Below are 20,220 nucleotides of genomic sequence, written 5' to 3'. Positions count from 1 at the left end.
GTCTCTTCACTCACCCACCTCTGCCGCTCCTCGGCGACCGCTGGTGACCGTTCCTGCGCACATCAGCCGTAGTCGCGTTTCGAGGGGTTCTTCATGTCCATGATCTACCGCGCCATTTCCGAGATCCTGTTGTTCTGGCACACCACCTGGCAGCGGCTGCTCGGCGACGCCTCCGGGCTGGGCACCGACTGGTCCTGGGTGCTGGGCATCGTCTTCCTGGTGCTCACCGTCCGGATCATCCTGTTCCCGGTCTTCGTCAAGCAGATCCGGTCGCAGCGGGCGGTGCAGGCGTTGCAGCCGAGGATCGCCGAACTCCAGGCCCGGCACCGCGACGACCGGGAGACCCTGCAGAAAGAGCTCGTCGAGCTGTACCGGGTGGAGAAGGCCAACCCGCTGATGGGCTGCCTGCCGATGGTGGTGCAGATCCCGGTGTTCCTCGGCCTGCTGCACGTGTTGCGTCACCTCAAACCGTCGATGCCGGAACACCTCAAGACCTTGTACGGCTGGTCGGTCACCCAGTTCGACAGCGCCTCGTCGGCCACGCTGTTCGGCGCGCCGATCGCGGGTACCTTCGGTTCGACCGGGCAGGAACTGGCCCTGCTCGGCGCGGACGGCACGACGGTCAGGATCGTGGCCGCCGTGCTGATCGCGACGATGATCGCCACGACCTACCTGTCCAGCCGTCAACTGATCCTGCGCAGCGGCTGGGCCACGGGTCCGCAGCAGCGGCTGGTGCAGCGGCTGATGCTCTACGGCATCCCCGCCTCGCTGCTCGTCTCCGGACTGATCTTCCCGATCGGTGTGATCATCTACTGGGTGACCACGAACCTCTTCTCGCTCGGCCAGCAGACCTGGACGCTGCGCCGATATCCGTTACCGGCCAGCTCCGCCACCAGCCCGGGGCCGCGAGGCGACGCGTCGAAGGCCGTCGCGGGCGGAGACGACGACGAGCCTGGCCGCCCGGCCGCACCGAAGGTCGGGGCGAAGCCGACCAACCACCGCCGGAGGCGTGCCACCTGAGTCGTGCGCCGCATGTGCGCCGGGGCAGTTCCCGATGATCGGGAACTGCCCCGGATAGTGCGGGCGCGACCATCGCGACGGTCGCCGGCTGTCACGGCGTCAGCTGAGCTCGGTGGTCGTCCAGCGGGCGGAGGCGTTGGTGACCGGTGCGACGTCGCCGACCAGGGTGGTCGACGCCACCACGTCACGGCGTGCGCTGGTGCCGACCCACAGGTCGACGGCACCGGGCTCCACCACCCGGGTGAGCGTCCGGTCGGAGAAGGCCAGCCGGGTGGTGGGCACCGTCAGCGTGACCGTGACCGACTGGCCCGGCGCAAGGTGCACCCGCTGGTAGCCGAGCAGCTGTGCCACCGGTCGGGTCACCGACGCCACCAGGTCTCGGCCGTAGAGCTGCACCACGTCGTCGCCGGCCACCGCACCGGTGTTGGTGACACGTACGCTCACCGTGAGTGCCCCGTCGGTCGGCACCGTGGCCGGTGCCGTCAGGTTCGTGTGCTCGAACGTCGTGTAGGACAGGCCGTGACCGAAGGGCGCCGCGGGCGTCGTCAGCAGACTGGTCACCTCGTTGCCGTCGCCGAGCGTGGGGTGCAGGTACGAGTACGGCTGCGCGCCCGCCGACCTGGGCAGGCTGACCGGCAGCCGCCCCGATGGGTTGACCCGCCCGGAGAGCACACCGGCGATCGCACCGGCGCCCTCCTCGCCCGGGAAGAACGTCTGCACCACCGCCGCGCAGCGGCTCAGTGCCCAGTCGATCGCGTACGGCCGACCGGTGAGCAGCACCAGCACGACGGGCCGACCCGTCGCCAGCACGGCCTCGACAAGGTCCCGCTGCACACCGGGTAGCTCCAGGTCGTCCCGGTCGCAGCCCTCGCCGACCGTGCCGCGACCGAACAGTCCCGCGTGGTCACCGACGACCAGCACGGCGACGTCTGCCGCGGTGGCGGCGGCGACGGCGGCGTCGAAGCCGGAGCGGTCGTCGTCGTCGACCTCGCAGCCACGGGCCGAGGTGACCAGATCGGCACCGAACTCGGCGCGTAGCGCGTCGAGCACCGTCGGCACCTCGATGCCGGTCTCCACGTCAGGATGCTGCACGAGCACGTGGTTGAGGAAGGAATAGCACCCGAAGAGGGCACCCTGCCGGTCGGCGTTCGGCCCGATCACCGCGATCCGCCGGCCCGCCGGCAACGGCAGCGTGTCCTGGTTGGCGACCAGGACTATCGACTTCTCCGCGAGGCTGCGGGCGATCGCCCGGTGCTCGGACGAGTCGAGGTCGACCACCTGGGCGGGCTCGTCGGCGAAGGTGGCGTCCAGCAGCCCGAGTTCCAGCTTCTGCCGCAACACCCGCAGCACCGCCTGGTCGATCACCGACTCCTCGATCCGGCCGGCGCGCACCGAGTCCGCCAGGGTCAGGTACGCGTCGCCGGTCGGCAACTCGATGTCGACACCGGCGGTCAGCGCCTGCACGGCCGCGTCCGCGTGGTCACCGGCGACCTGGTGCAGCAGGTTCAGGAACGCCACACCGTAGTAGTCGGCCACCACCGTGCCGTCGAAGCCCCACCGGTCCCGGAGCAACCCGGTCAGCAGCGTCGGATCGGCAGCCACGGGCACGCCGTCGATCTCGGCGTAGGAGTGCATCACCGAACGCGCGTCGCCGTCGAGGATCGCCATCTCGAACGGTACGAGCAGCACGTCGGCGAGTTCACGCGGACCGGCGTGCACCGGCGCGAAGTTGCGCCCGGCGCGGGAGGCGGAGTAGCCGACGAAGTGTTTGAGCGTGGCGTGCACGCCCTGCGACTGCAGGCCGCGCACGTACGAGGTGCCGAGGGTGCCGACCAGGTAGGGATCCTCGGCGATGCACTCGTCGACCCGCCCCCAGCGGGGATCACGGATCACGTCGAGCACCGGCGACAGCCCCTGGTGGATGCCGAGCGCCCGCATCGACGCCCCGATCGCCGCCGCCATCTCGGTGACCAGGTCGGGGTCGAAGGCGGCCCCCCACGCCAGCGGGGTGGGGAAGGTGGCCGCCTTCCATGCCGAGAGCCCGGTCAGGCACTCCTCGTGCACGATCGCCGGGATGCCGAGCCTGGTCCCCGTCACCAGGTCGGACTGGAACTTCCACAGCCATGACGCCCGCGACACGGCCTCGACCGGCCGGGTGCCGTAGGCGCGGGTGAGGTGACCGAGCCCGTGTCGGGAGAAGTCTTCGAGTCGGCTGATGTCGCTGAACTCGCCCTGCAACGGCGCGACGGCCTCGCCCTCCGCCTTCTCCCAGAAGCCGACGAGCTGCGCGATCTTCTCCTCGATCGTCATCCGACCGAGCAGTTCACGCACACGCGTCTCGCCATCGGACCCGTACCGGTCGGGCCGGCCGTGGCCCGATCCTGTCTGGGCCGGCACCGGTGCCGGCCCGCCCACGACCTCGCGGACCTCAGTCATGCTGTGTTACCCCTTTGTGTTCGTGCCGCTGCCGCTCAGCCCTTGACCGCGCCCTGGAGGCCACCGACGATCTGCTTCTCGGCGAACGTGAAGAAAATGAGCGCCGGCAACATCGCCAGCGAGGTGAAGGCGAGGATGCCAGCCGTGTCGGAGGTGTACTGGCTGGAGAAGTTCTGCACGCCCAGCGGCAGGGTGTGCAGGCTCGCGTCACCGAGCACGAGCAGCGGCAGCAGGAACGCGTTCCAGCTGGTGACGAATGCGAGAATACCGACGGTGACCAGCGCGGGCCGCGACAGGGGCAGCAGGATGCGCCAGAGGAAGCCGAGCCGACCGGTGCCGTCGATGGCCGCCGCGTCCTCCAGCTCGCGGGGAATGGCGGTGAGGAACGGTCGCAGGATCACGATCGTCAGCGGCAGCGCGAAGGCCACCTGCGGCAGGATCACCGCGTAGTACGAGTTGATCAGGTTGAGGTCACGCAGCATGAGGTAGAGCGGCAGGATCGCCGCTCCGGCCGGGAACAGCAGACCGAGGGTGAAGAAGGTGTAGAGCACCTCACGGCCGCGGAAGGTGTAGCGGGCCAGTACGAACGCGGCACAGACCCCCAGCACGACGACGCCGATCGTGGTGCCCAGGGACACCACGGCGCTGTTGAAGACCTGCCGCCAGAAGTCGCTCTGGGTCAGCACCCGGGAGTAGTTGTCCCAGACCCACGGGTCGGGCAGTCCGGCCGGATCCGCCACGATCTGCGGCGTGGTGCGGAAGCCGCCGATGATCACGTACACCACCGGAGTGATCGACACGGCGGCGACCGCGAGCGCCAGCGCGTAGGTGAGCGGGTTGCCCCACGACACCGGACGGCGCTTGGCGGTTGGCGATAGAACGGCGTTCGCGGCCACGATCAGTTTGCCCTTCTGGTGATGGCGCCCTCGATGTCACGACGCAGGAGGAAACGCTGGAACAGCACCGCCGCGACGAACGAGATGGCGAACAGGATGACCGCCACCGCGTTGCCGTAGCCCCACAGGCGGGCGAAGAACCCGTTGTCCACCATGTACGTCGCCATGGTGGCCGACGCGCCCAGCGACCGCACCGCGGGCACGGAGGTCACCCAGATCACGTCGAAGACCTGCAACGAGCCGATCATGGAAAGGAACATCCAGATCCGGATCGTGGGCCCCAACAGCGGCAGCGTCACGTGCCGCTGGATCTGCCACCAGCTCGCGCCGTCGATGGCGGCGGCCTCGTTCAGCTCCTGCGGCACATTCGACAGACCGGCCAGCAGAAGGATGATGGCGAAACCGACGTACTTCCAGGTCAGGACGGCCAGCATCGTCCAGATAACGATATCGAGATCGGCGAGCCACGCCTGCACGAGGCTGCCCAGCCCCAGCGACTCCAGCGTCGCGTTCACCGTGCCGGCGTCGGACAGCAGCAGCTTCCACATGATGCCGACGGTGACCTCGGCGAGCACGTACGGCACGAACGCCAGCAGGCGGAACAGCGTACGGCCGCGGAAGTTGCGGTTGAGCAGCAGGGCAACGCCCAGCGCGATGGGTCCCTGGATCAACAGTGACCCGAACACGATGATCGCGTTGTTGCGCAGCGCGTCGATGAAGATCGGGTCCTGGAAGGCCAGGACGTAGTTGTCGAAGCCGACATAGTCGGTGGGCGGTCCGACGCCACGCCAACGGAACAGGCTGTAGTAGAAGGCGAAGCCCATCGGGACCAGCACGAACATCACGTAGACGATCACGGCTGGTGTCGTGAGCCCGATGATCTCGTACCACTTGCGTCGGGTCTCGGCGGCCCGAGCGGACGAGCGCCGGGCAGGCCGAGGTCCCGCCGGCGGCGCGGATGCGCCGCCGGCGAGGTCCAGGGTCGGGTTGGTCGAGGTCACTTGCGCGCGGCCGCCTTCATGGCCTCGACAACCTGCTCAGGGGTGCCGTTACCGGCGAAGATGGCGACGATCGCGTCGTTCATCGCGTTACCGACGGTGCTACCGAACGCCGTGTCCAGCCAGAGCTGCACGTAGGTGGCGTTGGTGGTGGCCTCCAGGATGGACTTCAGGGCCGGGTCCTTGACGCCGTCCTCGGCGCCCTTGGCGACCGGCAGGCCGGTGCCGGTCTCGGCGTAGCCCTTCTGCACCTCGGGGCTGACGATGTACTTGAGGAACTCGACGCACTCGGCCGGCGCGTTCTTGGCACAGGCGAAACCGTCGCCGCCGCCCAGGGCCGCCTTCGGGTCACCGGCGGAACCGGTGATGGCGGGCACCGGGAACCAGCCGATGAACTTGTTCAGCGCCTCCTGGTCCTCGGTGACGGTGTCCAGGGTGCCCTTGTTCCAGTCACCCATCAGCTCCATCGCGGCCTTGCCGTTGGCCAGCAGGCCGTTGGCGCTGGTCGGGTCGTTCTGACCCGGCGTGGCGATGAAGTTGGGCTGGAACGGCTCGGTGTCGATGAAGGCCTTCAGGTCCTGACCGGCCTTGACGAAGCACTGGTCGTCGAAGACGTTCTCGAGGGAGGCCTTTCGCAGGGTGTCCACCGAGCAGGCACGCAGGGCGAAGTTGTACCACCAGTGCGCGGCGGGCCACTTGTCACCGGCGCCGACGGCGATCGGAATGACGTTGATCGCCTTGAGCTTGGTGACCGCGTCGTTCAGCTCGTCGAAGGTGGCCGGCGGAGCGGTGATGCCGGCCTGCTGGAACAGGTCCTTGTTGTACCAGATGCCCTCGATGCCCATCCGGTACGGCAGGCCGTACTGCTTGCCGTCCACCTGCCAGATCTCGACCGCGCTGCCGATGTTGGCAACCTCGTCCTTGACCTGGTCGGTGATGTCCTTGAGGTAGTCGGCCTCCACCTGCTCGCGGATCTCGCCGCCGCCCCATGCCTGGAAGATGTCCGGCGGGTCGTTGCTCAGCAGCGCGGCGGGGAGCCGGGTGCGCTGGAGTTGGTTGGTCTCGATGCCCTCGATCTCGATCGTGACCGTGGGGTGCAGGGCGTTGAAGTCCTTGGCGACCTTTTCCCAGTAGGTCTTTCCGGGACCGTCCTGGGAGGCGTTGTGCCACCAGGTCAGCGTCACCGGGTTCTTGTACAGCTCGCTTTCGGCAGGTGCCTCGTCCTCGCCGCCACCGCCACAGCCGGCGACGAGTAGTGCGGTTGTCATGGACAGCGCTAGGAAGGTGGTTGCACGGCGCTTTATAGCCATCGATGTCTCCTCGACCAGTCAGTCGGGTGCTCGGCCTGAGCGAGTTTTTCAGTCGGGTCACCCAGTGTCAATCGGTGTCGATAACGTTTTCGACTCGTCTCCGTAACCAGCCCGATGGCCCTCTATCATCATCGACGTGGCGTTTTCCCAGCGTGTCAAGATGTCGGACGTAGCCCGCACGGCCGGCGTCTCCGTGGCGACCGTTTCCAAGGTGGTGAACGGCCGTTACGGAGTGGCACAGGCGACCGTGGAGCGGGTCCAACAGGTCATCCGTCAACTCGGCTACGAGGCCAGCCTCGGGGCGCAGAGCCTGCGCAGCCATCGCACCAACGTGCTGGGCATCCTGGTCGCCGAGTTCGAGCCGTTCTCGACCGAACTGCTCAAGGGCGCCAGCGTGGAGGTCGCCGGCACCGGCTACCAACTGCTGGCGTACTCCGGCGGCGACGGCGCCGGTACGGCCGTCGGTTGGGAACGTCGCTCGCTGGCCCGGTTGTCGGGCACGCTCATCGACGGGGCCGTGATCGTCACGCCGACGGTGGTGGAGACCAAGCAGGGCTTCCACGTCGTGGCCGTCGACCCGCACACCGGCCCGTCGGGGCTGCCGACCGTCGATTCCGACAACTTCGCCGGCGCCGTCCTGGCGACCAACTACCTGCTGTCCCTCGGCCACCGCCGCATCGGACACATCAGCGGACGCCCCGACCTCGAATCGTCCCGGCTACGCGAGGCGGGCTTCCGGCAGGCCATGGCCGACGCGGGCGTGACGGTGGACGAGCGGCTGGTCCGGGTCGGCGGGTTCCGCATCGAGAGCGCCGCCGAAACCGCCGCCGAACTGCTTGCGTTGCCCGACGGTCCGACCGCCGTCTTCGCCGGCAACGACCTCTCCGCGATCTCCACGATCGATGTCGCCCGGAGCATGGGCCTGTCGGTCCCCGACGACCTGTCCGTGATCGGCTTCGACAACATCCCGGAGTCGGCGCTGGTCAACCCGCCTCTGACGACAATAATGCAGCCGTTGCAACGGATGGGCGCGGAGGCGTTGCGCCTGTTGGTCGACCTGATCGCCGGCGTCGAACGCGACACCCACATCCGACTGCCCACCGAGCTGGTGGTCCGCTCCTCCTGCCAGGCGCTGCCTGATTGACCGAGATCGCGGGCCATCCGACCCGGGAATTTTGCCGGTCGTCGCGCCATCTGACAGCGCAGTGGCCCGGCGACGGTATTTCCAGCCCGTCTTCCCACTCCTGAATGACGTAACCGCGCCGACACAGTACGGAAACGTACCGGTCGGCCCAGTCCCGTCGATAGGAGAGACCTGTCATGAGCAGTGCAGGAAGACGTGTCCGCAGAGCCGCCCTGGTCGTCCTCGCGGGAGCGGCGCTGACCAGTCTGCTGGCGGTCACCGCAGCCGCCGCCGCGCCCTTCCCGGCATCGGAGCGGGCGGCCGCGACGGCCCGCACCGACGTCTACATCAAGGATGTCGCCGCCGATGTCGGGGCCGAGCCGCACATGCTCGAACCGCTGTGGATCAGCCCCGACATCAAGGTCTGCCCGACCGCCGTCGAGTGCGCCACCAGCCAGAACCCGATCGTGGGGGTGACGAACTACGTCTTCGTCAAGCTGCGCAATCCCGGGCCGTACGGCTCCGGTGTCGGTAGCGGCGTGCTCCGGGTCTTCCGGACCACGCCCGGCGGTGGTGCGACCTGGCCGACCCACTGGACCCAGATCGGGGCCGCCAACGTCGTCGCCGCCCCGGGCGTCACGACGGTCACCATCCCGTGGACGGGGGTACCCGGGCCGGGTCACTTCTGCCTCATCGCCCGCTGGAGTTCCGACTCCGACCCGATGACCTTCGAGGGTCCGGACATCCACACCAACACCCGGCACAACAACAACATCGCGTGGCGCAACGTCGACTCGGTCCGGCTGACCCCGGGCACGGGCCCGGTCGTGCGGCCCTTCGCCATCGGCAACACGCTTACCGTACCCTCCAGGAACGATGTGGTCTTCGCGGCGGCCGAGCCGCTGCGGCCCATCGGCGGCCGTGTCGTCGTCGACCTCGGTCCGGAACTCTTCGAGCGCTGGCGGGCCGGCGGCGCGGCCGGCACCGGCGTCCGCCCGGTCGGAGAGACCCAGGTGGAGATCGTGGAGCCCACCAGGGCCGTCCTGGGCAATCTGGTGCTCAACCCCGGTGAGCGGGTGCAGTTCTCGCTGCTCTTCTCGGCCGAGGCCACGTCCGACCGGGAAATCGCGTTCAACGTGACCCAGTTCGGGCCGGACAACAGCGGACAGCGACGGACCGACCTCGGTGGCGTGCAGTATCTGATCAGCGCTGGCAGGCGGTAGTCCAGCGCCCTGGCGGGGCTGCGGGCCGGACGGCTCGCGGCCCCGTCAGCGTAGGCAGACCCAGTCGGTGACCACCATGTGTCCGCCCGCGTCGGCTCGGAGCTGGATCGGACCGGGCGGCGGAGCACCCAGCGAGAAGAGACCCACCGCGTTGACCGGGGCCTCCTCGTAGATGCCGCTGCTCGTGCGGGCGCTGACCCGACCGCCGCCGGTCGGGGAGAGCTGCCCGACGATCCCGGCGTCGGTCACCTCGATCTCCACGACGACCGGGCCACCGCGGAAGGAAAGGGTGCGCGCGGAGCCCGCCGACCGGGTCAGCCCGGCCGGTTCCGCCTCACTTGCCGAGTCGAAGATCAGCTCGGCCAGGGTCAGTTCGGCGTCTACCGTCCGCCAGGCGAACGCCGCCCGCGCCGCCGTTACGTACTCCTCGGGAACTCCCCCGGCGTCCCAGAGCGCCGCGCCCAGCTCCGCCTGCAACCGGTCGTCATCGACCGGCGGCCACGGCTCCATCGCGTTCACCCCACTTCCGTCCGGTCGTCCCGCCCGGTTCAAGGTACGACGCGAGGGCCGGGGAGTCGCGCAGCCTGCGCAGGCAGCGGGCCTGGGTCGGCCCGATGCTGCCGACCGGTAGGCCCAGCCGGCCGGCGACCTCCCGGTAGGTCAGCGGCGGATCGGCGGTCAGCAACGAAAGCAGCTCCTGGCACCGCGGCGGAAGCTGAGCGAAGCTCTCCCGCAGCGCCTGGCGCCGCTCGGCTCGCAGCAGGTCCTCGTCCGGCGCCGCGACGTCCGCCCAGGTCCCGTGGTACGCCTCGAACGCACCGTCGGACGGGTCCATCGGCTGTGTACGCCGGCCGAGGCGGGACATCCGGTAGCACTCGCGCCGGGTCGTCACGGCCAGCCAGGCGGCCAGCGCCTCGGGTTCGCGTACCTGATTCAGGTGCTCCACCAGCCGCAGCCAGACGGTCTGGTTGACATCGGCCGCGTCGGCGCCACCCAGGTCGTGGGACCGGATCACCGAGTACACCAGCGGGGTGTACCGGCGCACCAGCTCGGCCCAGGCCGCCTCGTCGCCGTGCGTCGCGGCGGACACCAGGTCTGTGGCGCTGCGATCGGTCAGCACGACATTCCCGTCTGGGCACTCATCCGACGAGGACACCGTAGTCGGGATGCCAGCGCGGCGCCGCGAGCAACGCCAGCCGTGCCGCCTCGGCGGTCAGGCCGGCGGTGGTCATCAGTGCGGCGAGCCGACCCGCGACGTACGCCGACGCGAACGAGGTGCCGGCCCAGGTGGCGAACCCGCGGAACTGCCGGGTCGGCCGACCCGGCAACGGCAGCCGGCCGTCGACGAACGTGCTGTGGTGCTGGCCGAGGGCGCAGGCGTCAACCCACGCTCCGAAGCCGCTGTAGGTCGCCGGCACCGGGCCGGTGTCGGTCGCGGCGACCGCCGCGACCGACAGGACCCGGTGCAGCGCGGCCGGCCAGACAGGTCGGTTGATGCCGGCGTTTCCGGCCGCCGCCACCACCGCGGTCGTCGACCGTAGTCCGGCCACGGCGTTGGCCAGCGGCAGCGACGGCTGGTCGTCGAGGGTGAAACCGCCCAGCGAGAGATTCACCACGGACACCTCCGGCGCGAGCCGACCGAGCGCGGCCACCAGCATCGCCTCGTCACCGACGCCGGTGGGACCCAGCGCCGATTCCGGGTCGACGCGCACGCCCGGCGCGGCCTGCCGGACCACCCCGGCGACGAACGTGCCGTGGCCGCCCTGCGGGGCGAGCACGTCGCTGTGGACGTAGAGCGGATCCTCGTCGTCGGACTCCGGCAGGTAGGCGCCACCGAGCCACTCCGGGTGAACGTCGCCCGCCTGCCGCCAGATGCCGGTGTCGCAGATGCCGACCGTCACCCCCGCCCCCTCGCCGAGCCGGGCCAGATCCGGTGGCGGTAGGGCAGCGACCGTCCTGGGCGGTCCGCTCGGATTGCCCATGATGTTGCCCAGACCGAGCAGCACGTGGTGCGGTTGGACCGCGGGCACCGGCTGGCCGGGCCACTGCCGGGGATCGCGCAGCCTCGTCACCACTGCGGGAATGTCGGTCTCCCCGGCGAACAGCAGCCGGGTGACACCGGCGAAACGGTCGGCGATGGTCACCGCGTGGCCGCCGTTTCTCAGCCAGGCGACGACCCGCCAGGTGTCCGCGTCCGCGGTGAGCAGTTGCCGGGGTCGGTAGAGGATCTCCCGACCCGACGTGGTGTGCTGCCGCACCTCGCGATCGGCGTCGAGTGCTTCGGCAAACGCGAGCTGGTAGGCCTTGTCGTCGTCGAGGTCGCCGCGCGCGGGCGGCGGACGCAGTCCGGCGCCGAGCGACACCGCGGCCGTAGCCAGGGCGGACGCCGCAAGAAGCCACCGTCGGGACAGCCCCGGTTCGGGACGCGACGCGATGGGGTGATCAGGAAGCACGAGGTCCTCCAAGAACGGTCCGGGCAGTGGCACGCGCCACCGGTGGTCGACGCGGCGAACATCCCCCGGACCTCCCCGATTCTTCCAACTAATCGCCGAATGTCAATTGATCGAATGACGAGCCCACGCCGGCGAGGGCGGTGAGACGAGACCGTCGACATTGACGCACCGTCATGAATGGGGAACTCTTTGTCCATGCCCGACAGCACCGACGCCGGTGCCGGGACCGCCATGGCGGCGCTCGACACCGTCCAGCGCTGTCCGCGTGAGGCGATCGCGATCGCCCAGCGGGTGCTCGCCGCCAGCACCGCCGACGACGACGAGCGATCCACCGCCGACCGGGCGATCGGCCTGGCCCTGCGGGAACTCAACGATCTATCCGGCGCGCTACGTCACCTGCGACGGGCGGTACGCACCGCCGGCACCGCCCGGACCCGGGCGCTGGCGCAGATGAGTCTCGGTTACGTACTGGCCAACGCCGGCCGTACCGCGGCGGCGCTGCGGGCCGTAACCGACGCGCTGCCCCACCTGACCGGTGCGGACGCCGGGCGGGCCCGGATGCAGCGCGGGGTGGTGCTGCACTACCGCGGACGCTACGACGAAGCGGTTCGCGACTACGGCCACGCCATCGACATCGCCCAACGCGACGGTGACCTGCTGCTGGAGGCACGGGCCCGGAACAACCGGGGCCTGCTCAACGCCCACCGGGGCACCGTCGATGGCGCGGACGACCTCTCCCGGGCGGCGACCGTCTTCCATGGACTCGGCCTGGACCTGGCGGCAGCCGACGCCCGCTGGAACGGCGGGATCGCGGCCGGCCGGCGCGGTGACATCGCGGCCGCGCTGCGCTGCTTCGCCGCCATCGGCGAGGAGTACCGGCGACTGGCGGTGCCCCGGCCGGCGTTGCTGCTGGACCGCGTCGAGTTGCTGCTGTCGGTGCCCCTGGTCGACGAGGCGGTGCAGGTCGCCGCCGTGGCGATCCGGGAACTACGCCGCCGTGGGATGGCCTCCGATCTCGCCGAGGCGCTGCTGGCCCAGGCCCGGGCCGCGTTGCTCGCCGGTGACCTGGACACCGCGACCGCAGCCGCGGCGGCCGCCCGCACCCGGTTCCGGCGCCAGGGCCGCCGGACCTGGGCCGCGTTCGCCCGGCACGTCGAGCTGCGCGCCGAGTTTCGCCGGGGAACCCGTTCGCCGGCCCTGTTCACCGCGATGGTCCGGACCGCCGACCAGCTCGACGCCACCGGCTGGCCGGATCCCGCGCTGATCACCCGCATCGACGCCGGTCTGCTGGCGGCTGCCACTGGCCGCACCGGCCGCGCCATGGAGCTGTTCGGGCGGGCCGCCCGGGCGCGGGGCCGGGGCACCGCTCCCCGACGGGCTCAGGGTTGGTACGCCCTGGCACTGTCGCGCCGGTTGAGCGGCGACGAGTCCGGCGCGGCTCGTGCCCTCCGGCGCGGACTGGCCGTGCTCGACCGGCACCGCACCTCGCTCGGCGCCACGGAACTGCGGGCCCACAGCGGGGCGTACGGGCAGGAACTGGCGGCCGAGGGGCTGGACGTCGCCGTCCGCGCCGGCGCACCGGCCCGGGTCCTCGCCTGGTCGGAACGGTGGCGCGCCAACACGCTGCGGATGCGCTCGGCGCTCCCACCCGATGACCCCGATCTGGTCACCACGCTCGCCGAGCTGAGGATGGTCAGCGGGCTGATCGAGGACGCGGTGCTGGCCGACCGTCCGGTACGTGCCCTGCGCGGTCGGCAGGCCCGACTCGAACACCGCATCCGCGACCTTGCCCGGCGGATGCCCGGCGGGAGCGAGGTGGTCGCCCCGCCCACCGTGGACGCCCTGGCCGAGCGGCTCGGCTCGCGCGTCCTGGTCGAACTGGTGGCGCACGGCGATCGGCTCCGGGCGGTGATGGTCCGCGACGGTCGGGTCAGCCTGCACGACCTCGGCCCGCTCGCCGAGGCGGCGAGGCTGGCCCGATGGCATCGGTTCGGGCTACGTCGACTGATCACCACCGGGGACTCGGCCGCCGCGCAGGCGGGTGCCGCACATGCCGCCGCGGTACTCGACCGTCAGCTCTTCGATCCGGTGCGACGCCGTCTGGCCGACCGGCCCCTGGTGATCGTTCCGGTCGGTGAGCTGCATGCCGTCGGCTGGGCCGAGTTGCCGACCTGTGCTGGTCGGGCCGTCACGGTCGCCCCGTCGGCCACGGTATGGCTCGGCGCGGATCGACGCGAGGCGGCGGTCGGACCGCCTGTCCTGGCCAGCGGCCCGCGGCTACCGGCCGGGCGGGCCGAGGTCCGCCGGCTCGCCCGGGTGTTGCCGGGAGCCCGACTGATCACCGGGGCGGACGCCACCGCCGACGCGCTCACCCGGGCACTGGACGGTGCCGGGTTGGTGCACATCGCGGCTCACGGCACGTTCCGCGCGGACAATCCACAGTTCTCCACTCTGGAGCTCGCCGGGGGACCGCTGTTCGCGTACGAGTGGGAACGTGTCGCGCGGCCACCCGGCTGCGTGGTCCTCTCCGCCTGCGAGTCGGGGCTGACCGGCATTCGCCCGGGCGACGAGGTGATGGGATTCGCCGCGGTGCTGCTGGCCCTGGGCACCCGGTGTCTGATCGCCACGGTGCTACCGGTGCCGGCCGACTCGACCACCGCGCTCATGCTGGACCTGCACCGGCGGATGCGGGCCGGTGCCCGACCGGCGCACGCCCTCGCCGAGACCCAGCAGGCATTTGTCGCAGGGGGCGACGGCACCGCCCGGGCTACCGCGGCGGCGTTCGTCTGCCTGGGCGCCGGTTGATCGACCGCCGGTGGCTCCGCTGCCGGGATCCTATAGCGTTGCGGGAGCTCCGGGAGTGGCGGAGCGAGCGCTTCGACCGCCATCGGTCGCGGTGCCGTGGGTGGGCGGGTCAGTCGATGAGGACGGCGGCGGTGTGCCGATCGAGCGTGCCGTCGGCGATGACGACGCGGTAGTGGCCGCGCCGGCTCGTGCCCGCCGGGATGGTGGTGGTCTGCTCGAAGGCGAAGGCCACGCACACCCCCGGGTACATCGCCGTCCGCACGAACCATCGATCGCCGGGCCCGAGGCCGCTGAAGACCAGCGAATACGCCTCACCGTCCGGTGCCCGCCCGGTCATCGCCACCCATGGCTCGGTGCACCCGTTGACCGCCTCCTCGCCGTCCAGCTCAGCGGTGAACACCTCGGCTGGCTCGGCCGCCACCGCCCGCCAGAAGAATCCGCCGTAGCCGGCCCCGCCGGGACGGCCGTTGGTGGCCGGGCTGCCCAGCGTGACGTCGTGGTCAACGGGTGCCGTCAGGGTGCTGGACACCTCCAGCCGCCACGCGCTCCCGTGACCGGGCACCGCCGAGGCGGCCAGCGTACGTCGCTCGGCGAGCAGGACCCGGCCGCTCGGGTCACACCAGTGCAGGTGGTGGTCCAGCACCTGCGGTTCGCGGCGGTCCCATCCGGTGTGCACGATCCGGCCGTGGTCGGCGCGCCAGGTGTACCCGACGTCGCGCACGTACGTCCGCCCGCCCCACAGGTTCGTGCCGTTGACGTCCTGCACCGCCAGCGACGCGCCGAGGTGCCACACGTGGTCGGCGGGGAGCGCGTCGGTGACCACCGTGCCGACCAGGGTCCGGATCGGATGCAGGTACGGCCGGGGTCCGTGCCGGACGTCCAGGTCGGGTGCGAGCACGTACCGGGCGACCGGCGTACCCGCGACGAGCAACTGCGGGTCGGCGACAGCGCTCACGACAGCTCCACCCGACCGACCGGCCGGCGGCGGGCGACGGCGTGCACGGCGGCCAGCGCGTACCCGGCGAGGATCGGCACCGCCACCGGGGTGACCAGCACCGACAGCAGGACCACGACCAGCGCGGTGCCGGCGAGGGCGGCCCAGCGCGCGGGGTGGTCGAGGCAGGCGCGGGCGGCCCGGGTGACCGCCGACCGCCACCCGGTGCCACCGGCGCGCCCCACCTCGACCACTATCGCGGCGGCGTAGCCGAGCAGCGCCGCCGCGACGACGATGGTGAGCACCAGCGCCACCGTACCGCCCGGGACCCGGCCGGTGGCCAACGCGGCCAGGTCCGCGACGAGCAGTCCGGCGGCGGCCAACCCGATCAGAACCGCAGGCACCCCCGGCAGCAGCGCCCGGCCGAAACGCGACAGCGTCAGACGCGCCGGCGGCCAACTGCCTGTGGTGAGCCAGCTGTGCACGGCCGCGCTGGCGGTGCCGACCGCGGCACCGGCGGTCAGCACCGGTACCGCGGCGAGCACGGCCAGGATGCCCAGCAGCGCGAGGTCGGCGGCGTCGCTGACGGTGTCCCGCCAGTCGCGCCCCGGCCTGTCCGGCGCGGCGCGCCCGTCAGCCCTTGAGTCCACTGGTGTTGATCCCCTCGACGAGCATCCGCTGGAAGGCGACGAAGAACAGGAAGACCGGCAGCAGGGACAGCACCGCCATGGCGAACATCGGCCCGACGGCGCTCTGGCTGGTGGAGTCGATGAACAGGGTCAACGCCACCGGGACGGTGTAGTCGCTCAACTCGGACAGGAACACCAGTTGCCGGAAGAAGTCGTTCCAGGTCCAGATGAACGAGAAGATCGCGGTGGTGACCAGAGCCGGACGGCTCAGCGGCAGGATCACGTGCCGGAAGATGCCGAACGCGTTCGCGCCGTCGATCCGCGCCGCCTCGTCCAGCTCGCGGGGGATGCCCCGCATGAACTGCACCATCAGGAAGACGAAGAACGCCTCCGTGGCCAGGAACTGCGGGATGAGCAGTGGCAGGTATGGCCACTCCCCGCCTACCAGGCCGAGGGTGCGGAAGAGGATGTACTGCGGCACGATCAGCACGTGCCCCGGCAGCAGCAGGGTGCCGATCATGACGGCGAACCACAGCCCGCGCAGCCGGAACCTCAGCCGGGCGAAGGCGTACGCGGCCAGCAGGCAGCTCACCGCGTTGCCGACCAGGGTGAGCAGGCTGACCATGGCACTGTTCAGAAAGAAGCGGGCGAAGCTGACGTCGAAGTTGGTCCACCCGTCGGTGTAGTTGCCCGGGGTGAAGTTCCGGGGCAGCAGACCGATGTTGTTGACGATCTCCTCCTGCGACTTGACGGAGGTGCCGATCATCCAGAACAGCGGGTAGAGCACGACCGCGACGATGACCAGCAGCACGACCAACCGGAGCCAGGAACGGCTGCGTGGGCGTTGTGGACGGGTCGCCACGGTCGGGGCGACGGTATCGGCCACCATCAGCGATCCTCCCCGTCGGAGTAGTGCACCCAGAACCGGCCGGTGCTGAAGAAGATCACCGTGATGATCGCGATGGCGATCAGGAACACCCAGGCCATCGCGGAGGCGTAGCCCATCTCCAGGTTGGTGAAGCCGGTGATGTAGAGGTTGAGCGTGTACATCAGGGTCGAGTCGACCGGCCCGCCGGTGCCGTTGCTGAGCACGAACGCGGCGGTGAAGCCCTGGAACCCGTTGATGGTCTCCAGCACCAGGTTGAAGAAGATCACCGGGGAGAGCATCGGCAGGGTCACGTTGACGAACTGCCGGAACTTGCCGGCCCCGTCCACCGCGGCGGCCTCGTACAGCTCCGTGGGCACCTGCTTGAGCCCGGCCAGGAAGATCACCATGGGTGCGCCGAACTGCCAGATGGCCAGCACCATGAGCGTCTCAAGCGCCCAGTCCGGGTCGTTGACCCAGGGCTTGCCCTGAATGCCGAAGAGGGCGAGGAACGAGTTGAACGCACCGTCCCGGTTGAACATGTTGACCCAGACGATGGCCAGGGCCACACTGCCGCCGAGCAGCGACGGCAGGTAGAACAGGCCGCGGAACAGCCCGACGCCGCGCCATGCCCGGTTGAGCAGCAGGGCCACCCCGAGCGCGGCGGCCAGTTTCAGCGGTACGGCGATGAGGGCGAAGCTGAGCGTGACCCGTACCGAGTGCCACCACGAAGGATCGCTCGTGAACATCCGCTCGTAGTTGGCCAGCCCGACCCACTCCACCTCGGACAACGGGGTGAGGATGTCGTAGTTGGTGAAGCTGAGGTACAGCGACAACAGCATGGGTAGCGCCGTGATGCCCATCAGACCGATGAGCCAGGGCGACAGGAAAACGTAACCGGCCAGACCTTCACCGTGCCGGATCCGTCCGAACCCGCGCCGGTTGGCGTCGGGCCGGACGGATCCGGTGCCGCGTCGGGTCGGGTCGGGCGCCGTGGTCAACGCCACGAACTGCTCCTCTCCGGGTGGTGCGGCGGGTCAGGAGGCGATTGCCGCCTTGCATGCCTCGACGAACTGGGCGGCAGCCTCGGCCGGCGTCGCCCGACCGTACTGCGCGTTCTCGCCGGCCTTGGTCAGCTCGGCCCGGACCTTGCTGTGGCCCTTGATCGGCACCTGGGGCGCCTCACCGAACGTCTCGGCCAGCTCGGTCTCCACCGCGATGGACTGCTTCATCGCCTCGTCGGTGGTGTCGTCGCTGACCACCCGGCGCAGGTCCAGGTTGGAGGGCAGGCCCCGGTCGGTGCCGAGCAGCTTGACCGCCTCGGGGTCGTTCGCCAGGAAGTTGATCACATCGACGGCGATGTCGGCGTTCTTGCTGCCCCGGAAGACCGACCAGTACATCGAGGCACGGGCCCACTGGCCGGCGGGGTCACCCGGGTAGGCGATGACACCGAGTTCGTCGGAGGTGTTCTTCTTCAGTTCCGGCATCTGGTTGACCCAGACCCAGGAGGTCGCCGACTTGCCGGTGACCACGAGTTGCTTGGTGATGTCGGTGGCGTTGCCCTCGTGGATGACGTCGGGGGTCGGGGTGGCTCCCCGGTCTCGGGCACCCTTCCACAGCTCGAACCACTTGGTCACGTCATCGACGGTGAAGCCGAGGTCGCTGCCGGAGTATAGGTCCTTGCCCTGCTGACGCAGCCACACCCAGAACGCCTTGTAGTCGGCGCTGGGGTCCTGGGTACCGGGCACACCGGTCTTCTTGCTGACCTGCTCGGCCCAGTCGATGTGCTCCTCCCAGCTCATCCCGGTGGTCGGCTCGGGCAGGCCGTTCTTGGTCACAAGCGTCTTGTTGTAGACCAGTCCCTGGGTGTTCTCCCCGGCGGCCAGGCCGGCGAGCTTGCCGTCGACCACGCCGTACTGGAGGAGGCTGGGCGGGAACTTGGAGGTGTCCAGGTCACCGGATTCCTGATACGGCTTGAGGTCCAGGGTCGCGTTGCGGGCCGCGTACTCGGTGAGGAAGTTGTCATCGATCTGGAAGATGTCCGGCGGGTTGCCGCCGGCGGTCAGGGTGGCCAGCTTGTCGAAGTAGCCCTGGTTGGCCTGCCAGACCTTCTCAAAGACGACGTCCGGGTTCTTCTGGGTGTAGAGGTCCAGCGCCTGCTCGGTGAGCTGGGCCCGGGCCTCGCCGCCCCACCAGAAGATCGAGATGGTGGTCTTGCCGTCGGACCCGGCGTCGTCGCCGCAGGCCGCGGCCGCGCCGACCAGCGGCAGGGCCACGACCGCGGCGAGCAGGCCGCGCAACAGCCGGCGGCGCAGCAGGGGGGTACGGTAGGTGCGCCCGTCAGGCGCGCTGGCGGTGGGGTGCGTTGCGGGGTGCATGTGCGCTCACTCCTTGGCGTTAGGAGGCGACCACGTCACCGGCGGCCACGACCGGGTTGCCCGGGTCCGCACGGCGATGCGGACCCGGGCCAGCGGCAGCGGTTCCGGGACGTTCCCGGCCGGCGTAGGGGCCCGGCGCGGTGGAGTCGCGGATGACCAACTCGGTCTGGAGCATTACCTGTGCGGTGGTGCGACGGACGCCGACTGCCACGGTGGCACCGCCGCCCCGCGCGGTGCGCGGGAAATCGGTGTCCTGTTGCAGCAACATGTCGACGGCCGTCCGGCCGGCGGCCGCGGTTGGCGTGGCCACCGTCGTCAGCTTGGGGCGGGTGAGTCGGCTCAGGGAGATGTCGTCGACACCGACGACACTCACCTCCTGTGGCACCCGCACCCCGAGTGCGTCGAGCCCTTCGAGAAGCCCGATCGCCATCAGGTCGTTGTAGGCGAGCACGGCGGTGACGCCGGCCCGGCGGACCTGCTCCGCCTGGGCGAGACCGCCGGTCTCGGTGGGCGGGTTGGGACCGAGCACGGTCAGCTCCGCTCCCGCGGCCCGGGCGGCGGCGCTGGCGGCGCGCCGGATCTCCCGGCTGGTCCACGAACCACGTGGACCGCCCAGCAGTGCCATTTCCCGGTGCCCCAGCCCGGCGAGGTGCTCGATGGCCGAACGCGCGCCCTGCCCGACATCCATCAGCACGCACGGCAGCCCGGCCAGCTGTCGGTTCACCACCACCAGCGGCACCTCCCGACTGAGCTGCTCGATCAGGCTGTTGCTCATCCGGGGGCTGCACAGCAGCACCCCGTCGACCTGCTTGGCCAGGGCGTGGACCAGTTCCTCCTCGGCGGCGGCGTCCTCGTTGGTGTCGGCCACGAAGACGTGGTAGTCGCGGTGGCGGGCCTGGCTCTCCGCCGCCTTGATCAGTGGCGGGAAGAAGGGGTTGGCGATGTCGGCGATGATCAGCCCGATGTTGTGGGTACGGCCGGTAATGAGTGCGCGGGCGGCGCGGTTGGGCCGATAGCCCAGATCCTCGGCGCACGCGAGCACCCGTACCCGGGTCTCCGGATTGACCAGGTGGGGTGCCGAAAAGGTGCGGGAGACGGTGGAGATGTGCACGCCGGAGGCCCGGGCGACGTCCCTGATGGTGACTGGCAT

At 70.3% G+C, this 20,220-nt stretch carries 17 protein-coding genes; 4 read left to right on the top strand and 13 right to left on the bottom strand.

Annotated features, from left to right (window positions below):
* Positions 1-93: 93 nt before the first annotated feature.
* On the top strand, positions 94-1,020 hold the full coding sequence (gene yidC, locus O7601_RS18695) for a membrane protein insertase YidC (protein ID WP_281562396.1): 927 nt from the start codon (positions 94-96) through the stop codon (positions 1,018-1,020).
* A 99-nt stretch (positions 1,021-1,119) separates the two neighbouring features.
* Here the strand turns inward: yidC and O7601_RS18690 are convergent, their stop codons facing one another.
* From O7601_RS18690 to O7601_RS18675, 4 genes are all read right to left on the bottom strand, one after another.
* The gene (locus O7601_RS18690) at positions 1,120-3,351 is read right to left on the bottom strand and encodes a glycoside hydrolase family 3 N-terminal domain-containing protein (RefSeq protein ID WP_281562395.1); all 2,232 of its coding nucleotides are present in this window, start codon (positions 3,349-3,351) and stop codon (positions 1,120-1,122) included.
* 140 nt (positions 3,352-3,491) lie between these two features.
* The gene (locus O7601_RS18685; RefSeq protein WP_281566966.1) at positions 3,492-4,358 is read right to left on the bottom strand and encodes a carbohydrate ABC transporter permease; all 867 of its coding nucleotides are present in this window, start codon (positions 4,356-4,358) and stop codon (positions 3,492-3,494) included.
* Positions 4,355-5,353, bottom strand: a complete 999-nt coding sequence (locus O7601_RS18680; RefSeq protein ID WP_281562394.1) for a sugar ABC transporter permease — start codon at positions 5,351-5,353, stop codon at positions 4,355-4,357. Before O7601_RS18680 ends, O7601_RS18685 begins: the two co-directional genes overlap by 4 nt.
* A complete protein-coding gene (locus O7601_RS18675) occupies positions 5,350-6,660 on the bottom strand; it encodes an extracellular solute-binding protein (protein ID WP_281562393.1) in 1,311 nt (436 codons plus the stop codon). Before O7601_RS18675 ends, O7601_RS18680 begins: the two co-directional genes overlap by 4 nt.
* Before the next feature lie 160 nt (positions 6,661-6,820).
* On the opposite strand from O7601_RS18675, the gene O7601_RS18670 reads away from it, so the two are divergent.
* Positions 6,821-7,804, top strand: coding sequence for a LacI family DNA-binding transcriptional regulator (locus O7601_RS18670; protein WP_281562392.1), 984 nt, complete (start codon positions 6,821-6,823; stop codon positions 7,802-7,804).
* A 176-nt stretch (positions 7,805-7,980) separates the two neighbouring features.
* On the top strand, positions 7,981-9,006 hold the full coding sequence (locus O7601_RS18665) for a hypothetical protein (protein ID WP_281562391.1): 1,026 nt from the start codon (positions 7,981-7,983) through the stop codon (positions 9,004-9,006).
* A 45-nt stretch (positions 9,007-9,051) separates the two neighbouring features.
* On the opposite strand, the gene O7601_RS18660 is transcribed toward O7601_RS18665, so the two are convergent.
* From O7601_RS18660 to O7601_RS18650, 3 genes are read right to left on the bottom strand one after another with little or no spacing between them, the layout of a single operon-like run.
* Entirely contained in the window at positions 9,052-9,516 is a 465-nt protein-coding gene (locus O7601_RS18660) for a hypothetical protein (RefSeq protein WP_281562390.1), read from the bottom strand.
* On the bottom strand, positions 9,491-10,126 hold the full coding sequence (locus O7601_RS18655) for a sigma-70 family RNA polymerase sigma factor (protein ID WP_281562389.1): 636 nt from the start codon (positions 10,124-10,126) through the stop codon (positions 9,491-9,493). The genes O7601_RS18660 and O7601_RS18655 overlap by 26 nt, the downstream gene beginning before the upstream one ends.
* Positions 10,127-10,145: 19 nt before the next feature.
* Positions 10,146-11,459 (bottom strand): S8/S53 family peptidase, encoded by a 1,314-nt coding sequence (locus O7601_RS18650; RefSeq protein WP_281562388.1) that lies wholly within the window; start codon positions 11,457-11,459, stop codon positions 10,146-10,148.
* A gap of 195 nt (positions 11,460-11,654) precedes the next feature.
* On the opposite strand from O7601_RS18650, the gene O7601_RS18645 reads away from it, so the two are divergent.
* On the top strand, positions 11,655-14,264 hold the full coding sequence (locus O7601_RS18645) for a CHAT domain-containing tetratricopeptide repeat protein (RefSeq protein WP_281562387.1): 2,610 nt from the start codon (positions 11,655-11,657) through the stop codon (positions 14,262-14,264).
* A 109-nt stretch (positions 14,265-14,373) separates the two neighbouring features.
* On the opposite strand, the gene O7601_RS18640 is transcribed toward O7601_RS18645, so the two are convergent.
* The 6 genes from O7601_RS18640 to O7601_RS18615 are packed head-to-tail and all read right to left on the bottom strand — an operon-like array spanning position 14,374 to position 20,220.
* On the bottom strand, positions 14,374-15,219 hold the full coding sequence (locus O7601_RS18640; protein ID WP_281562386.1) for a PmoA family protein: 846 nt from the start codon (positions 15,217-15,219) through the stop codon (positions 14,374-14,376).
* A complete protein-coding gene (locus O7601_RS18635) occupies positions 15,216-15,848 on the bottom strand; it encodes a hypothetical protein (protein ID WP_281562385.1) in 633 nt (210 codons plus the stop codon). The genes O7601_RS18640 and O7601_RS18635 overlap by 4 nt, the downstream gene beginning before the upstream one ends.
* Entirely contained in the window at positions 15,832-16,716 is an 885-nt protein-coding gene (locus O7601_RS18630; protein ID WP_281562384.1) for a carbohydrate ABC transporter permease, read from the bottom strand. Before O7601_RS18630 ends, O7601_RS18635 begins: the two co-directional genes overlap by 17 nt.
* Positions 16,716-17,699, bottom strand: a complete 984-nt coding sequence (locus O7601_RS18625; protein WP_281562383.1) for a sugar ABC transporter permease — start codon at positions 17,697-17,699, stop codon at positions 16,716-16,718. Before O7601_RS18625 ends, O7601_RS18630 begins: the two co-directional genes overlap by 1 nt.
* 30 nt (positions 17,700-17,729) lie before the next feature.
* Complete coding sequence (locus O7601_RS18620; RefSeq protein ID WP_281562382.1) at positions 17,730-19,070, bottom strand: extracellular solute-binding protein; 1,341 nt, start codon at positions 19,068-19,070, stop codon at positions 17,730-17,732.
* Positions 19,071-19,089: 19 nt separating this feature from the next.
* On the bottom strand, positions 19,090-20,220 hold the full coding sequence (locus O7601_RS18615) for a LacI family DNA-binding transcriptional regulator (RefSeq protein ID WP_281562381.1): 1,131 nt from the start codon (positions 20,218-20,220) through the stop codon (positions 19,090-19,092).

Origin of the sequence: Verrucosispora sp. WMMD573, assembly GCF_027497175.1 — a bacterium.
GTDB lineage: Bacteria > Actinomycetota > Actinomycetes > Mycobacteriales > Micromonosporaceae > Micromonospora.
The sequence above is the reverse complement of the archived record's forward strand: the minus strand, read 5'-3'. Positions and strand labels throughout refer to the sequence as shown.